We start from the raw sequence: 17,384 nt of genomic DNA, 5'->3' as shown, positions 1-17,384 counted from the left end.
GGGAGGAGCGTTGACTTACGCCCAAAGATTATCAATCATCGTGGCACTAGATTCATATCTCATCTTAGTGGCTGTCTTTTTTGGTTTTCAATTTGTCCAAGAAGCGGCGTTAACTGTTTATACATTTGAAATGCTCGTCATTTCTTCGCTCAGTCTACTCATTGGGCACCATTTGTTTTCGTATATTTTTCACGTGTACAAGCAAGTATGGGCTTATACAGGGGTAAGAGAGCTATTTTCTTTAATGAAGACCTTTGTATGTTCTTTTTTATTTTCAATGGCAATACTGTACCTTTTCGTGCAGACATGGCCCTTCCGTTTTTTATTCATCGTGTGGCTTTTTCACGTATTATTCATCGGTGCATCTCGAATGGCGTCCCGGCTATTACATGATGGGGCAAAGCGGCTGCAGGTAGAAAAGGAGCGGGCCTTAATCATTGGCGCCGGATCAGCTGGAACCATCATCGTTCGTCAGCTTCAGCAATCGAGTGATGTACATATTGAGCCAGTCGCCTTCATAGATGATGACAAGACGAAGCATAGGCTTGAAATCATGGGACTGCCTGTTCTAGGGGGGAAAGAACAGATTCAAACAGCTGTTGTGATGATGGATATTCAAAAGATCATCATCGCCATTCCGTCCAAAAGCAGCCATACGTTAAAAGGGCTGTATAAGGAATGCGTAGCGACTGGGGTTAAAACGCAGATCATGCCGGAGATGGAGCAGATTTTAAAAGGAACCCATGCGCTGAATCAATTACGAGATGTACAGCCAGAGGATTTATTAGGTAGAGAACCGATTCAATTAGATTCGAGCCGTCTATCTGTCCATTTAAAGGGGAAAACCATCATGGTCACAGGGGCAGGCGGATCGATTGGGTCAGAAATCTGTCGTCAAATTTGTGTGTTTGCTCCTCAAGCGATTGTGCTTGTGGGACATGGAGAATTTAGCATTCATTCTATTTTACTAGAGCTGAAAGAAATCTATGGGGACACCATCAGTCTCTATCCGCAAATTGCGGATATCCAAGATAAACAGAAAATGAGTGAAATCGTTGGTCAGTTTCAGCCGGATATGATTTATCATGCCGCGGCACATAAGCACGTCCCGCTCATGGAGATCAGTCCAAAAGAAGCAGTGAAAAACAATATTATCGGGACAAAAAATGTCGCAGAAGCTGCACATGAGCATGGCATTGAAACATTCGTCCTCATTTCCTCTGACAAAGCGGTCAATCCTGCCAATGTGATGGGCGCCACAAAGCGATTTGCTGAAATGCTGATCATGCAAATGGGGGCAAGCAGTGACACAAAATTTGTCGCGGTTCGGTTTGGAAATGTACTCGGAAGCAGGGGAAGCGTCATTCCAATTTTTAAGAAACAGATCGAACAAGGCGGGCCGGTCACGGTCACGCACCCAGCCATGACAAGATATTTTATGACCATTCCAGAAGCATCGAGACTTGTCATTCAGGCGGGTGCCATGGCAGAAGGAAGACAGATTTTTGTATTAGATATGGGGGAGCCAGTGAAAATTGTTGACCTCGCAGAAAACCTCATTCACCTCTCAGGCTACACCACAGACCAGATTCCGATTACGTTCACAGGCATTCGCCCTGGTGAGAAAATGTATGAGGAACTACTCAACCAGCATGAAAAAGCACAGGAACAAATTTTCCCGAAAATTCATATCGGCCATGCGCTGGATGGAGACCCATATGTGCTGAACCGCTTTATCCATGAATTTGACATGATGAGTGAAGAGCAAATGAGAGAAGCATTGTTTGCTGCCATCGAATCGCATGATTTGTTGTCTGAACAGATGACAAGAGAGGGGGAAGCACTTGCCAATGAAGAAAAAAATCTTGTTTTGCGCAACGGTTGACTATCATTTTAAGGCATTTCACCTTCCGTATTTCCGGTGGTTTCAGGAACAAGGATGGGAAGTGCATACAGCGGCAAATGGTCAGCTGGAGCTTCCCTATGTGGATCAAGCGCACTCGATTCCGATTCAGCGATCTCCTTTTCATGTGCACAACCGGTTTGCGTATGTGGAGCTGAAGAAGCTGTTAGCGAAAGAGCACTACGACTTTATCCATTGCCACACACCAATGGGAAGTGTGATTGGCAGACTAGCAGCCAAAAGCACGCGCAAAAAAGGGACGAAGGTTCTTTACACAGCACATGGTTTTCACTTTTGGCAAGGAGCACCGCTTCAAAACTGGCTGCTCTATTATCCGATTGAGCGATGGCTCGCCCGCCATACAGACGCTTTGATCACCATTAATGGAGAGGATTTTAAAAGAGCAGATCGTCTATCAAAAGAGCGGGCATCTGTCTACTATGTTCCTGGTATGGGTGTGGATATGAAACGATTTGCACCAGTTACTGCAAAAGAGAAGCAGCATCTTCGTGCAGTCCATGGCTTTTCTTCAGAAGATTTTATTGTGCTGTGCGCTGGCGAATTAAATGCGAATAAAAACCAAGGGATGCTCATCAAAGCATGTGCCCAGCTATATAGGAAAATACCAAATGTGAAGGTCGTGTTTGCCGGTGAAGGGGCAATGAGGCCGATGTATGAAAAGCTGGTTCACGAGCTCCATCTTGAAAAGCATGTCCACTTTGCTGGTTTTTGCAAACAAATTGAGGAATGGATGCATTTGAGTGATGTATGTGTGTCGACTAGTTTGAGAGAAGGGCTCGGCATGAATCTGCTTGAAGCGATGTCTGCGGAAAAGCCGGTCATTGCAACAGAGAATAGAGGACACTGTGAGTTGATCAGACATGGTGTGAATGGTTTTTTAGTCAAATCGCATGATGTGAATGACTTGGCTGAATATTTGCACCAGCTTTATCACAAAAGAGATCAGCTACCCCTCATGGGAAAAGCGGGGCGCTCCTTAGCCCATGCATTTGCACAGGAGCAGACGGTGAGTGCTATGGAAGAAATTTATACAACCTTTATGGATCAAGCAGAGAAGGTGATGTGAGCATGCATAAGCCAAAGGTGTCTATCATCATGGGCGTCTACAATTGCCAAGACACAGTAGAAGAAAGTATTGAATCCATTCTTCATCAAACATATGACAACTGGGAGTTCATCATATGTGATGACGCATCAACAGACGGCACCTATGAAAAAGTGCTGTCCTATACAAAACGAGAACCTGAAAGAATTCGCCTTATCCGCAATGAGCATAATCAAAGGCTCGCTGCCAGTCTGAATCGCTGTCTAGCTGAAGCGAGGGGAGACTTGATTGCAAGGCAGGATGGCGACGATATATCAGTACCTGATCGTTTAGAAAAACAGGTGCATTTCCTTGAATCACATCCTGAATATGATGTGGTCGGGACGGCGATGACCGTGTTTGATGAATCGGGTACAAAAGGTGTACGTGCACTGATTTCAGAGCCTGATCGAAAAGTGCTGGCAAGAGGGACGCCTTTTTGTCATGGAACCATTATGATGAGGGCTGCTGCGTACAAGGCTTTAAATGGATATCGCTCTGTGAAAACAACGAGGCGGATGGAAGATATTGATCTGTGGATCCGTTTTTTTGTTACGGGGAGAAAAGGCTTTAATTTACAAGAGCCGTTATACCTTGTGAGAGAGGATGAAGCGGCTTTTCAGCGTCGTAAGTTTCAATATTCGATAGACAATGCTTGGCTCGTTTTGAAAGCATGCTGGTTATTAAAATTGCCGCCGGTTCATTATTTGTTTGCGCTAAAGCCGGTGATCCGCGCCTGTTTATCACCGAAGATCATGAAATTTTATCACCAGCGGAAGCTGGAGGCGTCTTTGTTGAAAAGGAGGACGATTCGGGATGAGTGAGCCAAAGCGTGTACTTCATATTGTAGGCGGGATGAACCGCGGCGGAGCTGAAACGATGATCATGAACATCTATCGTGCACTCGATAGAAATGTCCTCCAATTTGACTTTATTACCCACCGGAAGGATGTCTGTGATTATGATGAGGAAATTCAGAGGCTCGGAGGACGTATCTTTTACGTCCCGAGTATTGGGGCATCCTCTCCTTTGGCATTTGTCAGAACATTGACAAAGACGATCAAACGAACAGGACCGTATCAAGCAGTGCATGCACATACAGATTTTCAAACAGGCTTCTCTGCCCTTGCTGCGAAATTGGCGGGTGTAAAGGTGCGGATTTGTCATTCGCATAATACAGCTTGGAAACAGTCGCCAAATTGGGTAGACCATATGATGCTCAAAGGGTTTCGCCGGCTGATTTTTGCATTTTCTACAAAGCTTGTTGCATGCGGTGAGGATGCCGGCTCCTTTTTATTTGGGCAGAAAAAAATGAAGAATAGACAGGTTGAGGTGCTGCCGAATGGGATTGATTTATCCCTTTTCTTTCAGCCTGATCCAGAAGAAAAGGTGAAGATCAAAAAGCAGCTTGGTCTTCAGGAAAAGAGTATGGTGATAGGTCATATTGGTCGTTTTCATGAACAAAAAAATCACGTTTTTTTTATGGAACTGGCACAGACCTTAAAGAAGCAGGGGGTCTCATTTCAGCTTGTCCTTGTAGGGGATGGACCGCTGAGGCAGGTGGTTGAATCATATGCGGAAAAGGCCGGTTTGTTAGACAACATTGTCTTTACAGGCGTTGTATCGGACGTTCCAGACTATATGAAAGCATTTGATGTATTTGTGATGCCTTCCTTGTTTGAAGGCCTTCCACTCGTTTTAGTGGAAGCACAGGCATCTGGATTGCCTTGTGTGATTTCAGATCATATTACAGAGGAAGTAGATTTAGGCTGCGGTCTTGTGAAAAGAATGTCGCTCCGGGATTCCGCGCATGAATGGATGAAGGCGGTGCTTGAAGCGTATCATGCAGAGCCTCCTCTTCAAGAGACCATTACGTACCAGCTTGAACAAAGAGGATTTGATGTCAAACAGAACATCACACGTGTGATGAAAGGATATGGACTGTAAGGAAGGAATGGCAGATGGCGGTATATTTGGTGAACATGATCATGGTCTATTTATGGTCGAGCTTTGCCGCATTTTACGGCAGGCGTGATGATACCATTCAAAGCGGATGGCGGCCTAACAAGATTCTCGTGTTATTTCCGTTTTTGTTTCTTTGTATTGTCGCTGGTATTCGGTACAAAGTAGGAACCGATTTTGTCACATATGGACAGATGTATGAGTTCTCCATCAATTATGAAAAGCCTTGGCACATATTCGGATTTGGTGTGGACAAGGCGGCCACTGACCCAGGATTTACGTTTATTTTATGGATGCTCAATCAACTGTCCCATGATCCGCAAATCATGTATATCTCGGTTGGGGCGATCACTTATTTTTTTATCATCAAGACGCTCATTCAATATGGTCGTCCCTTTGAGCTGAGTATGCTGCTTTTTCTCGGCACCTTTCATTATTACGCTTCGTTTAATGGCATGCGTCAGTATATGGTGGCGGCGGTTCTTTTTTATGCCATCCGTCTTGTGATCAATGGTCAGTGGAAATTGTATTTTCCGCTCGTCCTCGTATGTTCATTGTTTCATTCATCGGCTCTCATCATGATTCCTGTATATTTTATCGTGAGAACAAAATCGTGGTCTTGGATGATGCTGGTCTTATGCATGATTTTCTTAGGGTTAACCGCTCTTTATGACCGCTTTATTTCCGTGTTTGTCGTAATGCTGCAAGGCAGTTCATATGGGCATTACGAGGAATGGCTCACAACGAATACAAATGGAATGAATGTGACAAAAATCGGTGTATTGATTTTGCCGCTTTTGCTTGCGTTCTTTTATCGAAAACGGCTTCGTGAGCTGACGCCTGAGAGTGATTACGTTGTGAACTTTTGTTTGCTCGGTTTCTTGTTTGGCATCCTTGCCACCAAGGATGTCATTTATGCAAGATTTCATATTTATTTTGGCTTGTATCAGCTTATTTTACTGCCGTATTTCACACGTATTTTTGATCAGCGGTCTAATGTTTTTATCTATGTAGGGATTGCTGTTTGCTATATTCTGTACAGCATCATGCTGATGCCGTTCGATTCATCTGTGTTACCGTACAGGACGATATTTACAAAGTAGATTTTGAGAAAGGTGGGGCATGTTGTAATGCCAGCTATCAGTCTATTGGTCGCAGTCTACAATACGAGTCAGTATGTGGAGCAATGCCTTCAATCAATTGCAGATCAAAGTTTTTCAGATATAGAGGTTATTCTCGTGAATGATGGATCTACAGATCACAGCGGAGAATATCTTGAAGCATTTGCTGCACAAGATCAGCGGTTTCGGGTCATTCATCAAACCAATCAAGGGTTAGGCGCTGTGAGAAACCGGGGCATCGAAGAAGCAAAGGGCACGTATATTGCCTTTATTGATTCAGATGATATTCTCGCGCCTCATTACTGCGAAGCCTTGTATGAAAAAGCTGAAATGACCGGCGCAGATTTAGTCATCAGTGAGTACTGGATTCAATTTGAACAGTCAAAGCGAACCATACCAACGACGCTGTTAGCCGAGCGGTCGGCGGAAAAAACGATTTTAATTGAAGCGTTATTGCACGGAGACATTACGGGGTTCTCATGGAATAAGCTGTATCGGCGTGCCTTTATCGAAGAACACGACATTCGATTTCCGTTGCGGGGAGAACTTGAGAACATAGAAGATCAATATGTGACGCTGCGCTGTTTTTCTTTATCACGCAGTATTGCCTTTGTTCATGAACCACTTTATTACTACCGTGTTCATCTATCTTCTATTGTGCAGCGATATCAGAAGCAGTATTTTCATCATGGACTAACCTTTTATCATGCACAGCGCTTGTTTTTGACAGAATATGATGACATCTCTCTGTATGAGAAGGCACTTGATTTTTTTATTGTCAATCACACCCTTCATTGTATGCTCAACGAATGGAAGAGCCAAAATGCACTCTCTCTTCGGGAAAAGCTTGATCATATGCGGGAAATGGTGACACACGAGGCTTTTCAGCATGCCGTCAAACAAGTGGAACCATCGAAGCTCACCGCGCGGAAGCGAATGATTTTATTCCTTGCGAAGTGCCGGCTGGTCTATCCACTTTCTGCTGCCGCTTCTAGCTATCAAAAATGGATCGAATATCAAACAAGGAAATAGGGGTGATGAGATTGACATTGCAGCAATTGAAGGCGCACGCCGCAGAGTGGCTGCTCTTAAAGGTTAAATATCCGCTTGAATATCGACTGAGCCGCCAAAGCCTGCCAGAGCGGAGTCATCAGAAGAAAATCATTCTCACGCTGCTGCCAGGACATGATAATTTAGGGGATCATGCGATTGCCTATGCGAGTTATTGTTTTTTAAAAGAGCACTTTCCCGCCTATGACATCATGGAAGTGGACATGAAAGAGATCTATCGCCTCGCCCGTCCGTTAAAGCGTATGCGACACTCAGAAGACATCGTCTGTATCATCGGTGGGGGCAATATGGGGGACTTATACCGTTATGAAGAATGGACGAGACAATTTATCATGAAAACCTTCAAGTCCTATCCGGTGATTCAACTGCCGGCCACTGCCCATTTTACAGAAACAAAGAGAGGAAAAAGAGAGGAACGCCGCGCTATTCAAACATACAAACACCATCCGAGGCTGCTTCTCATGGCAAGAGATCAAACAACCTACACTTGGATGAAGCAGCACTTCCCTGATCAAGATGTGTGGAAACAGCCTGATATGGTGCTGACATTAGATGAATCAACCAAGGAACAAAAACGTGAAGGGGTTTTACTTTGTTTGCGAGAGGATAAGGAAGCGTACCTCACCGAAAAGGAGCGGCGGCAGCTAAAGCAGCAAATTCAAGAGACGTATGATCAAGTCGATTTGATCACAACGACAATTGGCAAACGAGTGGATCGAACGACTCGCTTAGATGAATTATCTGCCTTATGGACAGAGTTAAGTAAGGCGCAGGTCGTCGTGACAGACCGGCTTCACGGTATGATTTTTTGTGCGATTACGCAAACACCATGTGTTGTCCTCAGGTCGTTTGATCATAAGGTGATGGAAGGGTATGAATGGGTGGCTCATCTTCCGTTTTTGACGCTATTGAAAGAACCGAATGGGGCGTCTGTGAAAGAGGCGATTCATCAGCTGATGAAAACGAGCGGACAAAAGGGAGAGGAAGCTGGATGAAGGCTTTTACACGCTGCGTGAAATCAAAATGAATCGAGCGTTTCTTTACAATGCCAGTGCAAACATCATGACGTTTGTCTTGATGATGCTTATGTCTGTTTGTTTAACACCGTACATCGTTCATACACTTGGAGTCGAAGCATTCGGCTTAATCCATCTGACGCAAAATATGATCAACTATTTATCGGTTATTACGGCGTCATTAAGTGCTGTGGTGGTGCGTTTTTTTTCTGTGGCGGCTCATAAAGGGGAAATGGAGAGGGCGCAGCGCTATCTCTCATCTTATTTCGTCAGTTCCATTTTTTTATCGATTAGCCTTTTTCTGTTTTGTCTATTCATGTCCCGCCAGCTGGTAGAGTGGCTTCATGTGCCTATTTATCTCGCAAAAGACACACAGATCGCCTTTATATTAGGGGGTCTTTTATTTATGCTCAATTTTGTCATGTCCGGCATTGGGGCTGCGCCGTTTTATGCGAATAAGCTATATGTATCAAGTATTGGTCAGGCCATTCAAATGTTTTTGAGGGCACTGATGATTGTGCTGCTGTTTACATGGACGGCACCCGCCATCTGGCATATTCCACTTGCGGCTGTGATAGGAAGCTTGGCGGCTATGGGAATTGGTATCTATTATTTTAAAAAGCTTATCCCTTGGTTTTCGTTTAAGTGGCGGCACGTTTCACTATCTTCTAGTCTCACACTTGTTCGATCAGGGGTCTGGCATTCTTTTGAGCAAATGGGGATTTTGCTATTTTTACAGATTGATTTATTGATGACCAATCTGCTCATTGGAGCGGAAGCGACGGGACAGTATGCGGCGATATTACAATTTCCATTATTATTACGCACACTCGCAGGGACATTGGCGGTTGTGTTTGCCCCAACGATTACGAAATTTTACTCGAATCAAGATGAAGACGGTCTCATCCAATATGCAGCCAGTGCCATTAAGTGGAGCGGATTATTTGTCGCGTTTCCGGCCGCTCTGCTAGGAGGACTTGCCGGTCCGCTCATGCTTTTATGGCTTGGACCTGCCTTTGAAGAGCTGAAATGGCTTCTCATGATTCATGCTGCTTATTTATGCTTAACCTTGATGTTTTTACCGCTGACATATGTGCCGACCGCTTTTAATCGATTGAAGGTTCCAGCGGTGGTCACACTCATATTAGGTGTATCCAATGTACTTTTTGCCTATGGATTGACTCATACGCTTCAGCTTGGTTTATACGGCATTGCATCAGCGGGAGCGATTGTTTTATTGATCAAAAATATCGTGTTTCTGCCATTTTATACGGCCCGCATCACGAATCAGAAACGCACCATCTTTTACAAACATACGATGGTTCCACTTGCAGGAGCGCTCATGGTTTGGGGCGTCTGTGCAGGAATTCAAGCGATTTATGACGTGACGTCCTGGTGGGAGCTGTTTTGTATTGGCGGTCTATGTTTCTTTCTCTATATGGGCTACTTGTATCAATTTGCAGGAACAAAACGAGAGCGGCAGCAGCTGGTGCACAAGGTAAAACAAGCTGTTTCCCGCTAGTGAGATAAGGAGATTTCATGATGAAAAGAATGTTAGATGTGATGGTGGCATTGACGCTGCTCATCGCAGGCAGTCTTCTTTTTCCTCTGCTTTATGGACTGATTCGGTGGAAAATTGGGACGCCTGTGTTGTTTCGGCAGAAGCGGCCTGGTCTGTATGGCCGGCCATTTATGCTATATAAATTTCGGACGATGACCGATGAACGTGACGAGCAAGGGGCGCTCCTGCCAGATCATCTTCGATTAACAAAAACCGGCGCTTTGATTCGCAAGCTCAGTCTTGATGAATTGCCGCAGCTAGTCAATGTCCTAAAAGGAGAGCTCAGTCTCGTTGGACCAAGGCCGCTTCTGATGGAGTATTTGCCGATGTATACAGAGGAGCAAGCAAGGCGCCATCTTGTCAAGCCTGGCATTACTGGATGGGCACAGGTGAATGGAAGGAACACGATCTCTTGGGAGGAGAAATTCACCTATGACCTCTGGTACGTCGAGCATCAATCATTTTGGCTTGATATGAAAATTTTATGGATGACCTTGCTGAAAGTGATCAAAACAGAGGGGGTGCAGCAGCCGCATCATGCCACAGCTGAAAAATTCAAAGGAACTGATATGTAAAGAGCAACCGATTGGTTTAATTGGGGCTGGCGGGCATAGCAAAGTCATTCAAGAAATGATTGCTGCCCATCCCAATTACTCATTATGTGCCGTATTAGATGATCAATTTGAAGAGACTACGACTCAAAGCAGTATCTTGTATGGACCGATCTCCATGAGTCAACAGCTGAGAGAGACAATGCCACATATGAAATGGCTGATTGCGATCGGGCAAAATGAGAGCAGACAGTTAGTAAAGGAACGCCTCTCCTTTGAAAACACGGCATTTGCCACACTCATCCATCCACAGGCGGTCGTAAGTCCATCAGCAGTCATTGGAAGAGGAGCTGTCGTTATGGCAAGGGCAGTAGTTCAAGCAGATGCAGCAATCGGTGAACATGCGATTATCAACACAGGATCTATCGTAGAGCATGACTGTATACTGGAATCGTTTGTCCATCTGTCACCGGGAGCAGTGTTAACTGGCTGTGTGTCTGTACGAATGGGTACACATATTGGAGCAGGTGCTGTTTTGATACCCGGGACATCGATCGGAAGCTGGACACTCATTGGCGCAGGAGCCGCAGTAACAAGAGATATACACGATCAGAAAGTCGCTGTAGGAATTCCTGCAATAGAAATCAAAGATCGGCGAGAGGGTGGGAAATGATGCAAGAAAGGAAACGAATTTACTTATCACCACCGCATATGAGCGGAAAAGAGTATTTGAAAATAGAGGAAGCCTTCAAGAGCAACTGGATTGCACCGCTTGGACCTCTTGTGAATGAATTTGAGCAGGCAGTCGCGCGCTATGCAGGGGTGAATGCAGGAGCGGCTTTATCTTCTGGAACAGCAGCAATTCACCTCGCCCTAAAGCTTATTGGCGTTCAAAAAGGGGACATTGTCTTTTGTTCCACCCTCACATTTGTGGCAACTGCAAATCCGATTTTATATGAACAAGCGACACCCGTTTTTATTGATTCTGAAAGGGATACATGGAATATGTGCCCGATTGCTTTAGAAAAGGCATTTCTGGAATCAAAACGACTTGGAAAAAGACCCCGTGCTGTCATTGTCGTGCATTTATATGGACAAAGCGCAAAAATGGACGAGATTCTGGCGTTGTGTGAAGCATATGATGTACCAGTCATTGAGGATGCGGCTGAATCGTTAGGCTCTCTATATAAAGGAAAAAAAAGCGGCTCAATGGGCAGGTTCGGTGTCTATTCGTTTAATGGAAATAAAATCATTACAACATCAGGCGGCGGAATGCTTGTGAGTGATGATGAAGCTGCGATCGAACGCTGCCGCTTTCTCGCTTCACAGGCTAGAGAACGCGCGATGCATTATGAGCATCAAGAGATAGGATACAACTATCGCATGAGCAACCTGCTAGCAGGCGTCGGGATTGCTCAGATGGAAATATTGGACGAGCGTGTTGAACAAAAGCGCCGCATTTTCAGGCGTTATCAGGAGGCGTTATCTAAAGTAGAGGGTCTTTATTTCATGCCTGAATATCAAGACACCAAGTCCAACCGCTGGCTGACGACATTGACTATTGATCGCGATAAAAATACCTCTCCAGTGGACATTATTGCTGCACTAGAAGAAGAACAGATTGAAGCAAGACGTGTATGGAAGCCGCTGCACGAGCAGCCGCTCTTTCGTGATTGTCCCTTTTATTCAGCGGCGAAAGGCACTCCCGTATCTGAATTGTTATTTGAAACAGGGCTTTGTCTCCCCTCTGGAACAAGTATGACAGACGCTGAACAGGATCGTATCATTGACACACTTCGTCATGCCCTGCGAGAAAAAAACTTCACCTCTTCACAGGCTGCTCACTTGTAAGCAGCCTGCCTCTCTTTTTATCAAATTCATCAACTAATGGAATAATTAGGATTTTTTGTTGTCATATCGTTTTAAATATGTTATTGACAACGGGGTTGTTCCTCCTTAAAATGAAAATGATTATCAGCATCAATTAGGAGGAACATCTTATGTCTATTTGGAGCCAATTTTTTCCGAAAATTAAAATAAATACTGTGTTTACATTTTTACTTATCTTTTTATTAGTAGGCTGCTCTCAAGCAAACAATGGAGCAGATGGAAACAAGGATCATCCTGACATGATCACGATGGCTTGGCCGAGAGATATTGGCGAAATGAATCCGCACGTATACAACCCATCACAATTGTTCGCGCAATCAATGATTTATGAGCCATTGGTCAGCTATCAAAAGAATGGAAAGCTAAAACCTGAATTAGCGAAATCATGGGATGTGTCAAAGGATGGCAAGGTGTACACGTTCCATTTAAGAGACAAAGTGACATTTTCAGATGGATCTGAGTTTAATGCAAACATTGTGAAAAAGAACTTTGATTCCATCTTAAAAAACAAGGATATACATAGCTGGTTAGGTGTGATAAAAAAAATCAAAAAGACAGAAGCAGTAGACAAGAAAACGTTTAAACTCACATTAACAGAGCCATATTATCCAACTGTTCAAGAATTAGCCGTTGTCCGCCCGGTTCGTTTCTTAGGCGAAGCAGGCTTCCCTAAAAACGGAGATACGTCAAAAGGAATTGAAAAACCAGTGGGGACAGGCCCTTGGGTATTAAAAACATATCAAAAAGATGACTATGCCATTTTCGAACGAAATGATCATTATTGGGGAGAAAAACCAAAGGTCAAAGAAATCAAAGTCAAGGTCATCCCAGATGCGGAAACGAGAGTCATGGCATTTGAAAAAGGTGATGTAGACGTCCTTTACGGAGAAGGAACCATTAGCCTTGATGCCTACAAACAGCTAGAGGCGAGCGGTAAGTACGAAACAAAAATGTCAGAGCCAGTTGCAACGAGACAGCTTGTCATGAACACAAAAGTGGATCAGCTGTCAGATGAGAAAGTGCGTCATGCCCTTCAATATGCTATGAATAAGAAATCAATGGTTGAAGGTGTCACCTCTGGCTTAGAGGATGAAGCAGATCACATATTGCCGACCAACATGCCTTACACTTCTGATATTAAGGTGAAGTCGTTCCAATATGATGTAGACAAAGCGAAAGCATTGCTGGATGAAGCAGGCTGGACACTACCAAAAGGAAAAACCGTTCGTGAAAAAGATGGAAAAACGCTTGAATTTAGTATGATGTATGATTCAGCAGAATCGATTCAAAAAGCGATGGCTGAGACCCTTCAAGCAGAATGGGGTGCCATTGGCGTTGGTGTCAAACTTGAAGGTGTGGAGCTGGCAACACAGGTGCAGCGCTTTAAAGCCAACAAGTTTGATATGAACTTCTTTAGCAACTACGGAGCGCCATATGATCCGCATACATTTATGAACGTCGTCTCATCAGATGGTTTTGGATTCAAAGAAGCCATTTCAGCCTATCCAAATAAGGACAAGCTGATCAAAGAAATGAGCGAAATTCCATCAACAACCAATGAAAACAAACGAAAAGCACTTTATTCGTCTGTCTTATCTTCATTACAGGATCAAGGGGCAATTGTGCCAATCTCTTATTTTAAAAAGACAGCCGTTTATCAAAAAAATGTGAAGGACTTTGAGTTCCCAGCAAATCGCGACGAACATCCATTCACAGGTATTAAGCTGAAGTAATAGAAGGAAGGTTAGGAAATGGGCCGCTATATCGTCAAACGCATGCTATCAATCATCCCTGTATTTTTATTAGCCACTCTTTTCACGACTGGTATGATTCACCTTTCGCCAGTCGACCCGGCTGAGGCATATTTAGCAGCGGCTCATATCCAGCCAACGGATGAAATATTAGCGCAAAAACGAAGTGAATTTGGTTTAGACCAACCGTTTTATATGCAGTATCTTCACACCATTGAAAAAGTCATTCATCTTGATTTTGGCAAGTCATATATGTCCAACCAGCCTGTGCTCAATGAGGTGATCTATAGAATACCAGCGACGATTCAATTGGCGCTGACTAGTCTACTGATTGCAATTTGTGTCAGCATTCCACTCGGTTTTTTCAGCGGCATGAGGAAAAATGGCATCGTTGATCATGTGAGCCGGCTCATTTCTTTCTTAGGAGCATCTATCCCGACATTTGTCTTGGGGTATTTGCTCATCTTCTTTTTTTCGGTGAAGCTCGATCTTCTACCGGTTGAAGGGGTGGGAACATGGGAGCATCTCATTCTGCCGTCGGTCACACTGGCCGTCCCTTTAATTGCGATGTATACAAGGCTATTACGATCAAGTGTGAGTGAGGCGCTTCAAGAGCCGTTTGTTCAATATGCGAGAATCAGAGGATTAAAGGAACGGTCGATCATGTTCAAGCATGTATTGAGAATCGCGATATCGCCAATGCTGACAGGGCTTGGGGTGAATCTTGGCAAGCTGCTGACAGGAACCATTATCGTAGAGGCAGTTTTTTCATGGCCAGGGTTTGGACGCTTCTTTATTGAAGCGATCTTTAACCGGGATCTGCCGGTCATTCAATTCTATGTCCTCATGGCAGCATGTATCTTTATCTTGAGCAGCTTGATTGTGGACTTACTTCAGCTGATCATCGACCCCCGTATTTCCAGAAAGGAAGGCCGCCAGTCATGATGACAAAAGGAAAATATCTCTTCTCTCATCAAAAGCTGATCTCGATCTGCGTGGTGCTCCTTGGTCTATTGCTGATTGTGACAATATGTGCGCCGTGGATCGCTCCACATGATCCGGCGGCTGTCAATCTAGCGATGAAGCTAAAGGGGTCTTCGTGGGAGTATCCTCTTGGGACAGATCAATTAGGCCGATGCAATTTATCTCGAATTTTATATGGTGCACGTGTTTCACTAGGCTGTGCGTTATTAATCTTTCTCTCTTCTTTATTGATTGGGTTAATCGTTGGTTTGTTGTCAGGTTACAAAGGTGGCTGGATCGATCACGTCTTAATGAGAATCTGCGACGGGATCATGGCATTCCCGAACCTGGTGCTGATCCTCGGATTAGTCGGCATCTTCGGTCCTGGACTTTCTCAAGTAGTGCTTGCCTTGATGCTTGTGCAGTGGGTATACTATGCTCGCGTCTTCCGAGGAATGGTGCTGAGTTTAAAAGAACAGAACTTTATTGCCGCTGCTAAAATCAGCGGGACATCCCACTGGAACATCATGAGAAAGCATATGATTCCAAATGTCCTGCCGCCACTCGCGGTCATTGGCACACTTGAAATGGGCTGGGCGATTATGGACATTTCAGCGATGTCCTTTCTCGGATTAGGCGTTCAGCCTCCTATGCCTGAATGGGGAGCGATGATCCATGAAGGGAAATCGTATATTCAAACGAATCCTCAGTTGATGCTGTATCCAGGTCTTGTCATCATGGCTGTCGTCGTCCTCTTTAATTTACTAGGAGAAGCCCTTTCAGAGAAATATGGTATCAAACGCCGTGTGTAAAGGAATGATCAATGTGCAAGAGTCCATTTTACAAATAGAGAACCTGCATGTGCAGACGAAAACGCCTTATGGGACAACCTCTCTTATTCAGGACGTATCGTTTGAAGTAGGGCGAGGCCAAATCGTTGGATTAATAGGTGAGAGCGGCTGCGGGAAAACGGTGACAAGTATGTCGATCTTACATATGCTTGACCGAAAAACAACCGATGTCACTGGTAGCATCACACTTCAAGGACGAGAATTGATCGGTCTGAGTGAAAGGGATATGCGTTCTATTCGGGGCAAGGACATCTCATATATCATGCAAAATCCAATGAACAGCTTTACGCCAGTATGGACGATCGGTCATCAGCTGATTGAAACCATCCGCCGGCATACCGCTGTCAGTAAAAGGCAGGCAAAAGCGAAGGCAGTCGATGCGTTAGCGCAGATGAATCTGCCGCAGCCAGACAAGCTGTTAAACAAGTATCCCTTTGAACTAAGCGGCGGCATGCTGCAGCGTGTCATGATTGCCATGGCTGCCTGTATGCACCCGCCTCTCCTCATAGCAGATGAACCAACAACTGCTTTAGATGTACACACGCAGAAGCTGGTGCTTGAGCATCTGAACCACATTCGTCATGAGTATGGAACTGCCATCTTGCTCATTACTCACGATCTTGGCGTCATTGCAGAAATGGCAGATCAGGTTGTTGTCATGAGACAGGGAGAAATGGTTGAAAAAGCAGAAGTCCTTGAGCTTTTTGAAAACCCCAAGCATGATTATACAAAGAAACTATTAGCAGCTCGTCCATCCATCCCAGCTGTTTGCCCGATTTGAGGTGAGAAGGCCCTTGCATTTATTAGAAGTGAAAGCAGTTAGTCATTCATACAACAGCCGGTCGTTTCTGATGAGAAGAAAAGGCGCAGATCAAGTCTTAAACGGCGTCAATTTAATCATTGAAGAAGGCACGTGCGTCGGATTGCTGGGGCAAAGCGGTGCAGGGAAAAGCACGCTAGGCCGTATCATACTTGGTCTAGAGAAGCCAAAAGCCGGTCAGGTCCTTTTTGAAGGGCAGGATATATATTGTGCAGATCAAAGAACACGCAAACATTATCGCCGGCATGTGCAAGCGGTGTTTCAAGATTCGTACTCGGCGGTAAATCCAAGGTGGACAGTCGAACAAATTTTAGCAGAGCCGCTAGAAAACTATGAAGCCATGAGCCGAAAAGAACGCAAAAGCGTGCTGATCCATTGGCTGGAAAGAGTCGGGCTCAGTGAAAAGGACTTGTCTAAATATCCGCATCAATTCAGCGGCGGCCAGCTGCAAAGAATCAACATTGCAAGAGCCTTATTGCTGCAGCCAAAGCTCGTCGTACTGGATGAATCCGTCAGCAGCTTAGACATGGTCACACAGGGTGTCATTTTAGATTTATTAGTAGAATTAAAGAAGGAACTAGGTGTCGCTTACTTATTTATTACGCATGATATGACGGCAGCCTATCACTTAAGTGATCAATTGGCGATATTAGATCAAGGTGAACTTGTTGCTCAATTTCGATCAAAGGATGATTTCTTTTCATCAGAAGAGAAAGCGGTGCAAAAGATGAGAGATGCAATGCTCGCAGACCATCCTTTGTCTCGAACAATTGGCAGACCGGTTCGATAAATCTTCATTTCATCAATGCCTCTTTTAGA

16 protein-coding genes are annotated in these 17,384 nt (G+C 44.6%); all 16 read left to right on the top strand.

The genetic code is table 11. From position 1 onward, the window contains the following. Positions 1-10: 10 nt before the first annotated feature. The 16 genes from MKZ05_RS15655 (at position 11) to nikE (ending at position 17,355) form a co-directional block, all read left to right on the top strand. Positions 11-1,885 (top strand): nucleoside-diphosphate sugar epimerase/dehydratase, encoded by a 1,875-nt coding sequence (locus MKZ05_RS15655; protein WP_339160507.1) that lies wholly within the window; start codon positions 11-13, stop codon positions 1,883-1,885. Then, positions 1,851-2,990, top strand: coding sequence for a glycosyltransferase family 4 protein (locus MKZ05_RS15650; protein ID WP_339160505.1), 1,140 nt, complete (start codon positions 1,851-1,853; stop codon positions 2,988-2,990). The genes MKZ05_RS15655 and MKZ05_RS15650 overlap by 35 nt, the downstream gene beginning before the upstream one ends. Before the next feature lie 2 nt (positions 2,991-2,992). Next, entirely contained in the window at positions 2,993-3,832 is an 840-nt protein-coding gene (locus MKZ05_RS15645; protein WP_339160504.1) for a glycosyltransferase, read from the top strand. After that, positions 3,825-4,955, top strand: a complete 1,131-nt coding sequence (locus MKZ05_RS15640) for a glycosyltransferase family 1 protein (RefSeq protein WP_321999519.1) — start codon at positions 3,825-3,827, stop codon at positions 4,953-4,955. Before MKZ05_RS15645 ends, MKZ05_RS15640 begins: the two co-directional genes overlap by 8 nt. A 14-nt stretch (positions 4,956-4,969) precedes the next feature. Further along, positions 4,970-6,073 (top strand): EpsG family protein, encoded by a 1,104-nt coding sequence (locus MKZ05_RS15635; RefSeq protein WP_003213102.1) that lies wholly within the window; start codon positions 4,970-4,972, stop codon positions 6,071-6,073. Positions 6,074-6,100: 27 nt separating this feature from the next. Continuing rightward, the gene (locus MKZ05_RS15630; RefSeq protein WP_310425657.1) at positions 6,101-7,123 is read left to right on the top strand and encodes a glycosyltransferase family 2 protein; all 1,023 of its coding nucleotides are present in this window, start codon (positions 6,101-6,103) and stop codon (positions 7,121-7,123) included. A gap of 5 nt (positions 7,124-7,128) precedes the next feature. Beyond that, entirely contained in the window at positions 7,129-8,157 is a 1,029-nt protein-coding gene (locus MKZ05_RS15625) for a polysaccharide pyruvyl transferase family protein (RefSeq protein ID WP_113387382.1), read from the top strand. A gap of 28 nt (positions 8,158-8,185) precedes the next feature. Further along, positions 8,186-9,700, top strand: a complete 1,515-nt coding sequence (locus MKZ05_RS15620; protein ID WP_335365191.1) for an MATE family efflux transporter — start codon at positions 8,186-8,188, stop codon at positions 9,698-9,700. Positions 9,701-9,720: 20 nt separating this feature from the next. Then, positions 9,721-10,314, top strand: coding sequence for a sugar transferase (locus tag MKZ05_RS15615; RefSeq protein ID WP_285859615.1), 594 nt, complete (start codon positions 9,721-9,723; stop codon positions 10,312-10,314). Continuing rightward, positions 10,277-10,963, top strand: coding sequence for an acetyltransferase (locus tag MKZ05_RS15610; protein ID WP_339160502.1), 687 nt, complete (start codon positions 10,277-10,279; stop codon positions 10,961-10,963). The genes MKZ05_RS15615 and MKZ05_RS15610 overlap by 38 nt, the downstream gene beginning before the upstream one ends. Next, positions 10,963-12,141, top strand: a complete 1,179-nt coding sequence (locus MKZ05_RS15605; RefSeq protein ID WP_335365256.1) for an aminotransferase class I/II-fold pyridoxal phosphate-dependent enzyme — start codon at positions 10,963-10,965, stop codon at positions 12,139-12,141. Before MKZ05_RS15610 ends, MKZ05_RS15605 begins: the two co-directional genes overlap by 1 nt. A 149-nt stretch (positions 12,142-12,290) precedes the next feature. Then, positions 12,291-13,913 carry a nickel ABC transporter substrate-binding protein gene (nikA, locus tag MKZ05_RS15600; RefSeq protein ID WP_050944217.1) on the top strand — a complete coding sequence of 541 codons (1,623 nt, stop codon included), beginning with the start codon at positions 12,291-12,293 and terminating at the stop codon, positions 13,911-13,913. A gap of 18 nt (positions 13,914-13,931) precedes the next feature. Then, on the top strand, positions 13,932-14,876 hold the full coding sequence (gene nikB / locus MKZ05_RS15595; RefSeq protein ID WP_050944215.1) for a nickel ABC transporter permease subunit NikB: 945 nt from the start codon (positions 13,932-13,934) through the stop codon (positions 14,874-14,876). After that, positions 14,873-15,706: a nickel ABC transporter permease subunit NikC gene (gene nikC, locus MKZ05_RS15590; RefSeq protein ID WP_003213255.1), complete on the top strand. Its 834-nt coding sequence runs from the start codon at positions 14,873-14,875 to the stop codon at positions 15,704-15,706. The genes nikB and nikC overlap by 4 nt, the downstream gene beginning before the upstream one ends. A gap of 4 nt (positions 15,707-15,710) precedes the next feature. Next, complete coding sequence (locus MKZ05_RS15585; protein ID WP_170965970.1) at positions 15,711-16,526, top strand: ABC transporter ATP-binding protein; 816 nt, start codon at positions 15,711-15,713, stop codon at positions 16,524-16,526. A 13-nt stretch (positions 16,527-16,539) separates the two neighbouring features. Beyond that, positions 16,540-17,355, top strand: coding sequence for a nickel import ATP-binding protein NikE (gene nikE / locus MKZ05_RS15580; RefSeq protein WP_226804096.1), 816 nt, complete (start codon positions 16,540-16,542; stop codon positions 17,353-17,355). Positions 17,356-17,384 lie beyond the last annotated feature (29 nt).

Source organism: Bacillus sp. FSL M8-0277 (assembly GCF_037975305.1).
GTDB lineage: Bacteria > Bacillota > Bacilli > Bacillales > Bacillaceae > Bacillus > Bacillus pumilus.
This window is presented reverse-complemented; position numbering and strand designations above follow the sequence as displayed.

Excerpts from the sequence above, each read along its gene's own strand:
- MKZ05_RS15650 (WP_339160505.1), top strand. The coding sequence starts at position 1,851 with ATGAAGAAAAAAATCTTGTTTTGCGCAACGGTTGACTATCATTTTAAG.
- MKZ05_RS15645 (WP_339160504.1), top strand. The coding sequence starts at position 2,993 with ATGCATAAGCCAAAGGTGTCTATCATCATGGGCGTCTACAATTGCCAA.
- MKZ05_RS15640 (WP_321999519.1), top strand. The coding sequence starts at position 3,825 with ATGAGTGAGCCAAAGCGTGTACTTCATATTGTAGGCGGGATGAACCGC.
- MKZ05_RS15635 (WP_003213102.1), top strand. The coding sequence starts at position 4,970 with ATGGCGGTATATTTGGTGAACATGATCATGGTCTATTTATGGTCGAGC.
- MKZ05_RS15630 (WP_310425657.1), top strand. The coding sequence starts at position 6,101 with ATGCCAGCTATCAGTCTATTGGTCGCAGTCTACAATACGAGTCAGTAT.
- MKZ05_RS15625 (WP_113387382.1), top strand. The coding sequence starts at position 7,129 with ATGAGATTGACATTGCAGCAATTGAAGGCGCACGCCGCAGAGTGGCTG.
- MKZ05_RS15620 (WP_335365191.1), top strand. The coding sequence starts at position 8,186 with ATGAATCGAGCGTTTCTTTACAATGCCAGTGCAAACATCATGACGTTT.
- MKZ05_RS15615 (WP_285859615.1), top strand. The coding sequence starts at position 9,721 with ATGAAAAGAATGTTAGATGTGATGGTGGCATTGACGCTGCTCATCGCA.
- MKZ05_RS15610 (WP_339160502.1), top strand. The coding sequence starts at position 10,277 with ATGCCACAGCTGAAAAATTCAAAGGAACTGATATGTAAAGAGCAACCG.
- MKZ05_RS15605 (WP_335365256.1), top strand. The coding sequence starts at position 10,963 with ATGCAAGAAAGGAAACGAATTTACTTATCACCACCGCATATGAGCGGA.
- nikA (WP_050944217.1), top strand. The coding sequence starts at position 12,291 with ATGTCTATTTGGAGCCAATTTTTTCCGAAAATTAAAATAAATACTGTG.
- nikB (WP_050944215.1), top strand. The coding sequence starts at position 13,932 with ATGGGCCGCTATATCGTCAAACGCATGCTATCAATCATCCCTGTATTT.
- nikC (WP_003213255.1), top strand. The coding sequence starts at position 14,873 with ATGATGACAAAAGGAAAATATCTCTTCTCTCATCAAAAGCTGATCTCG.
- MKZ05_RS15585 (WP_170965970.1), top strand. The coding sequence starts at position 15,711 with ATGATCAATGTGCAAGAGTCCATTTTACAAATAGAGAACCTGCATGTG.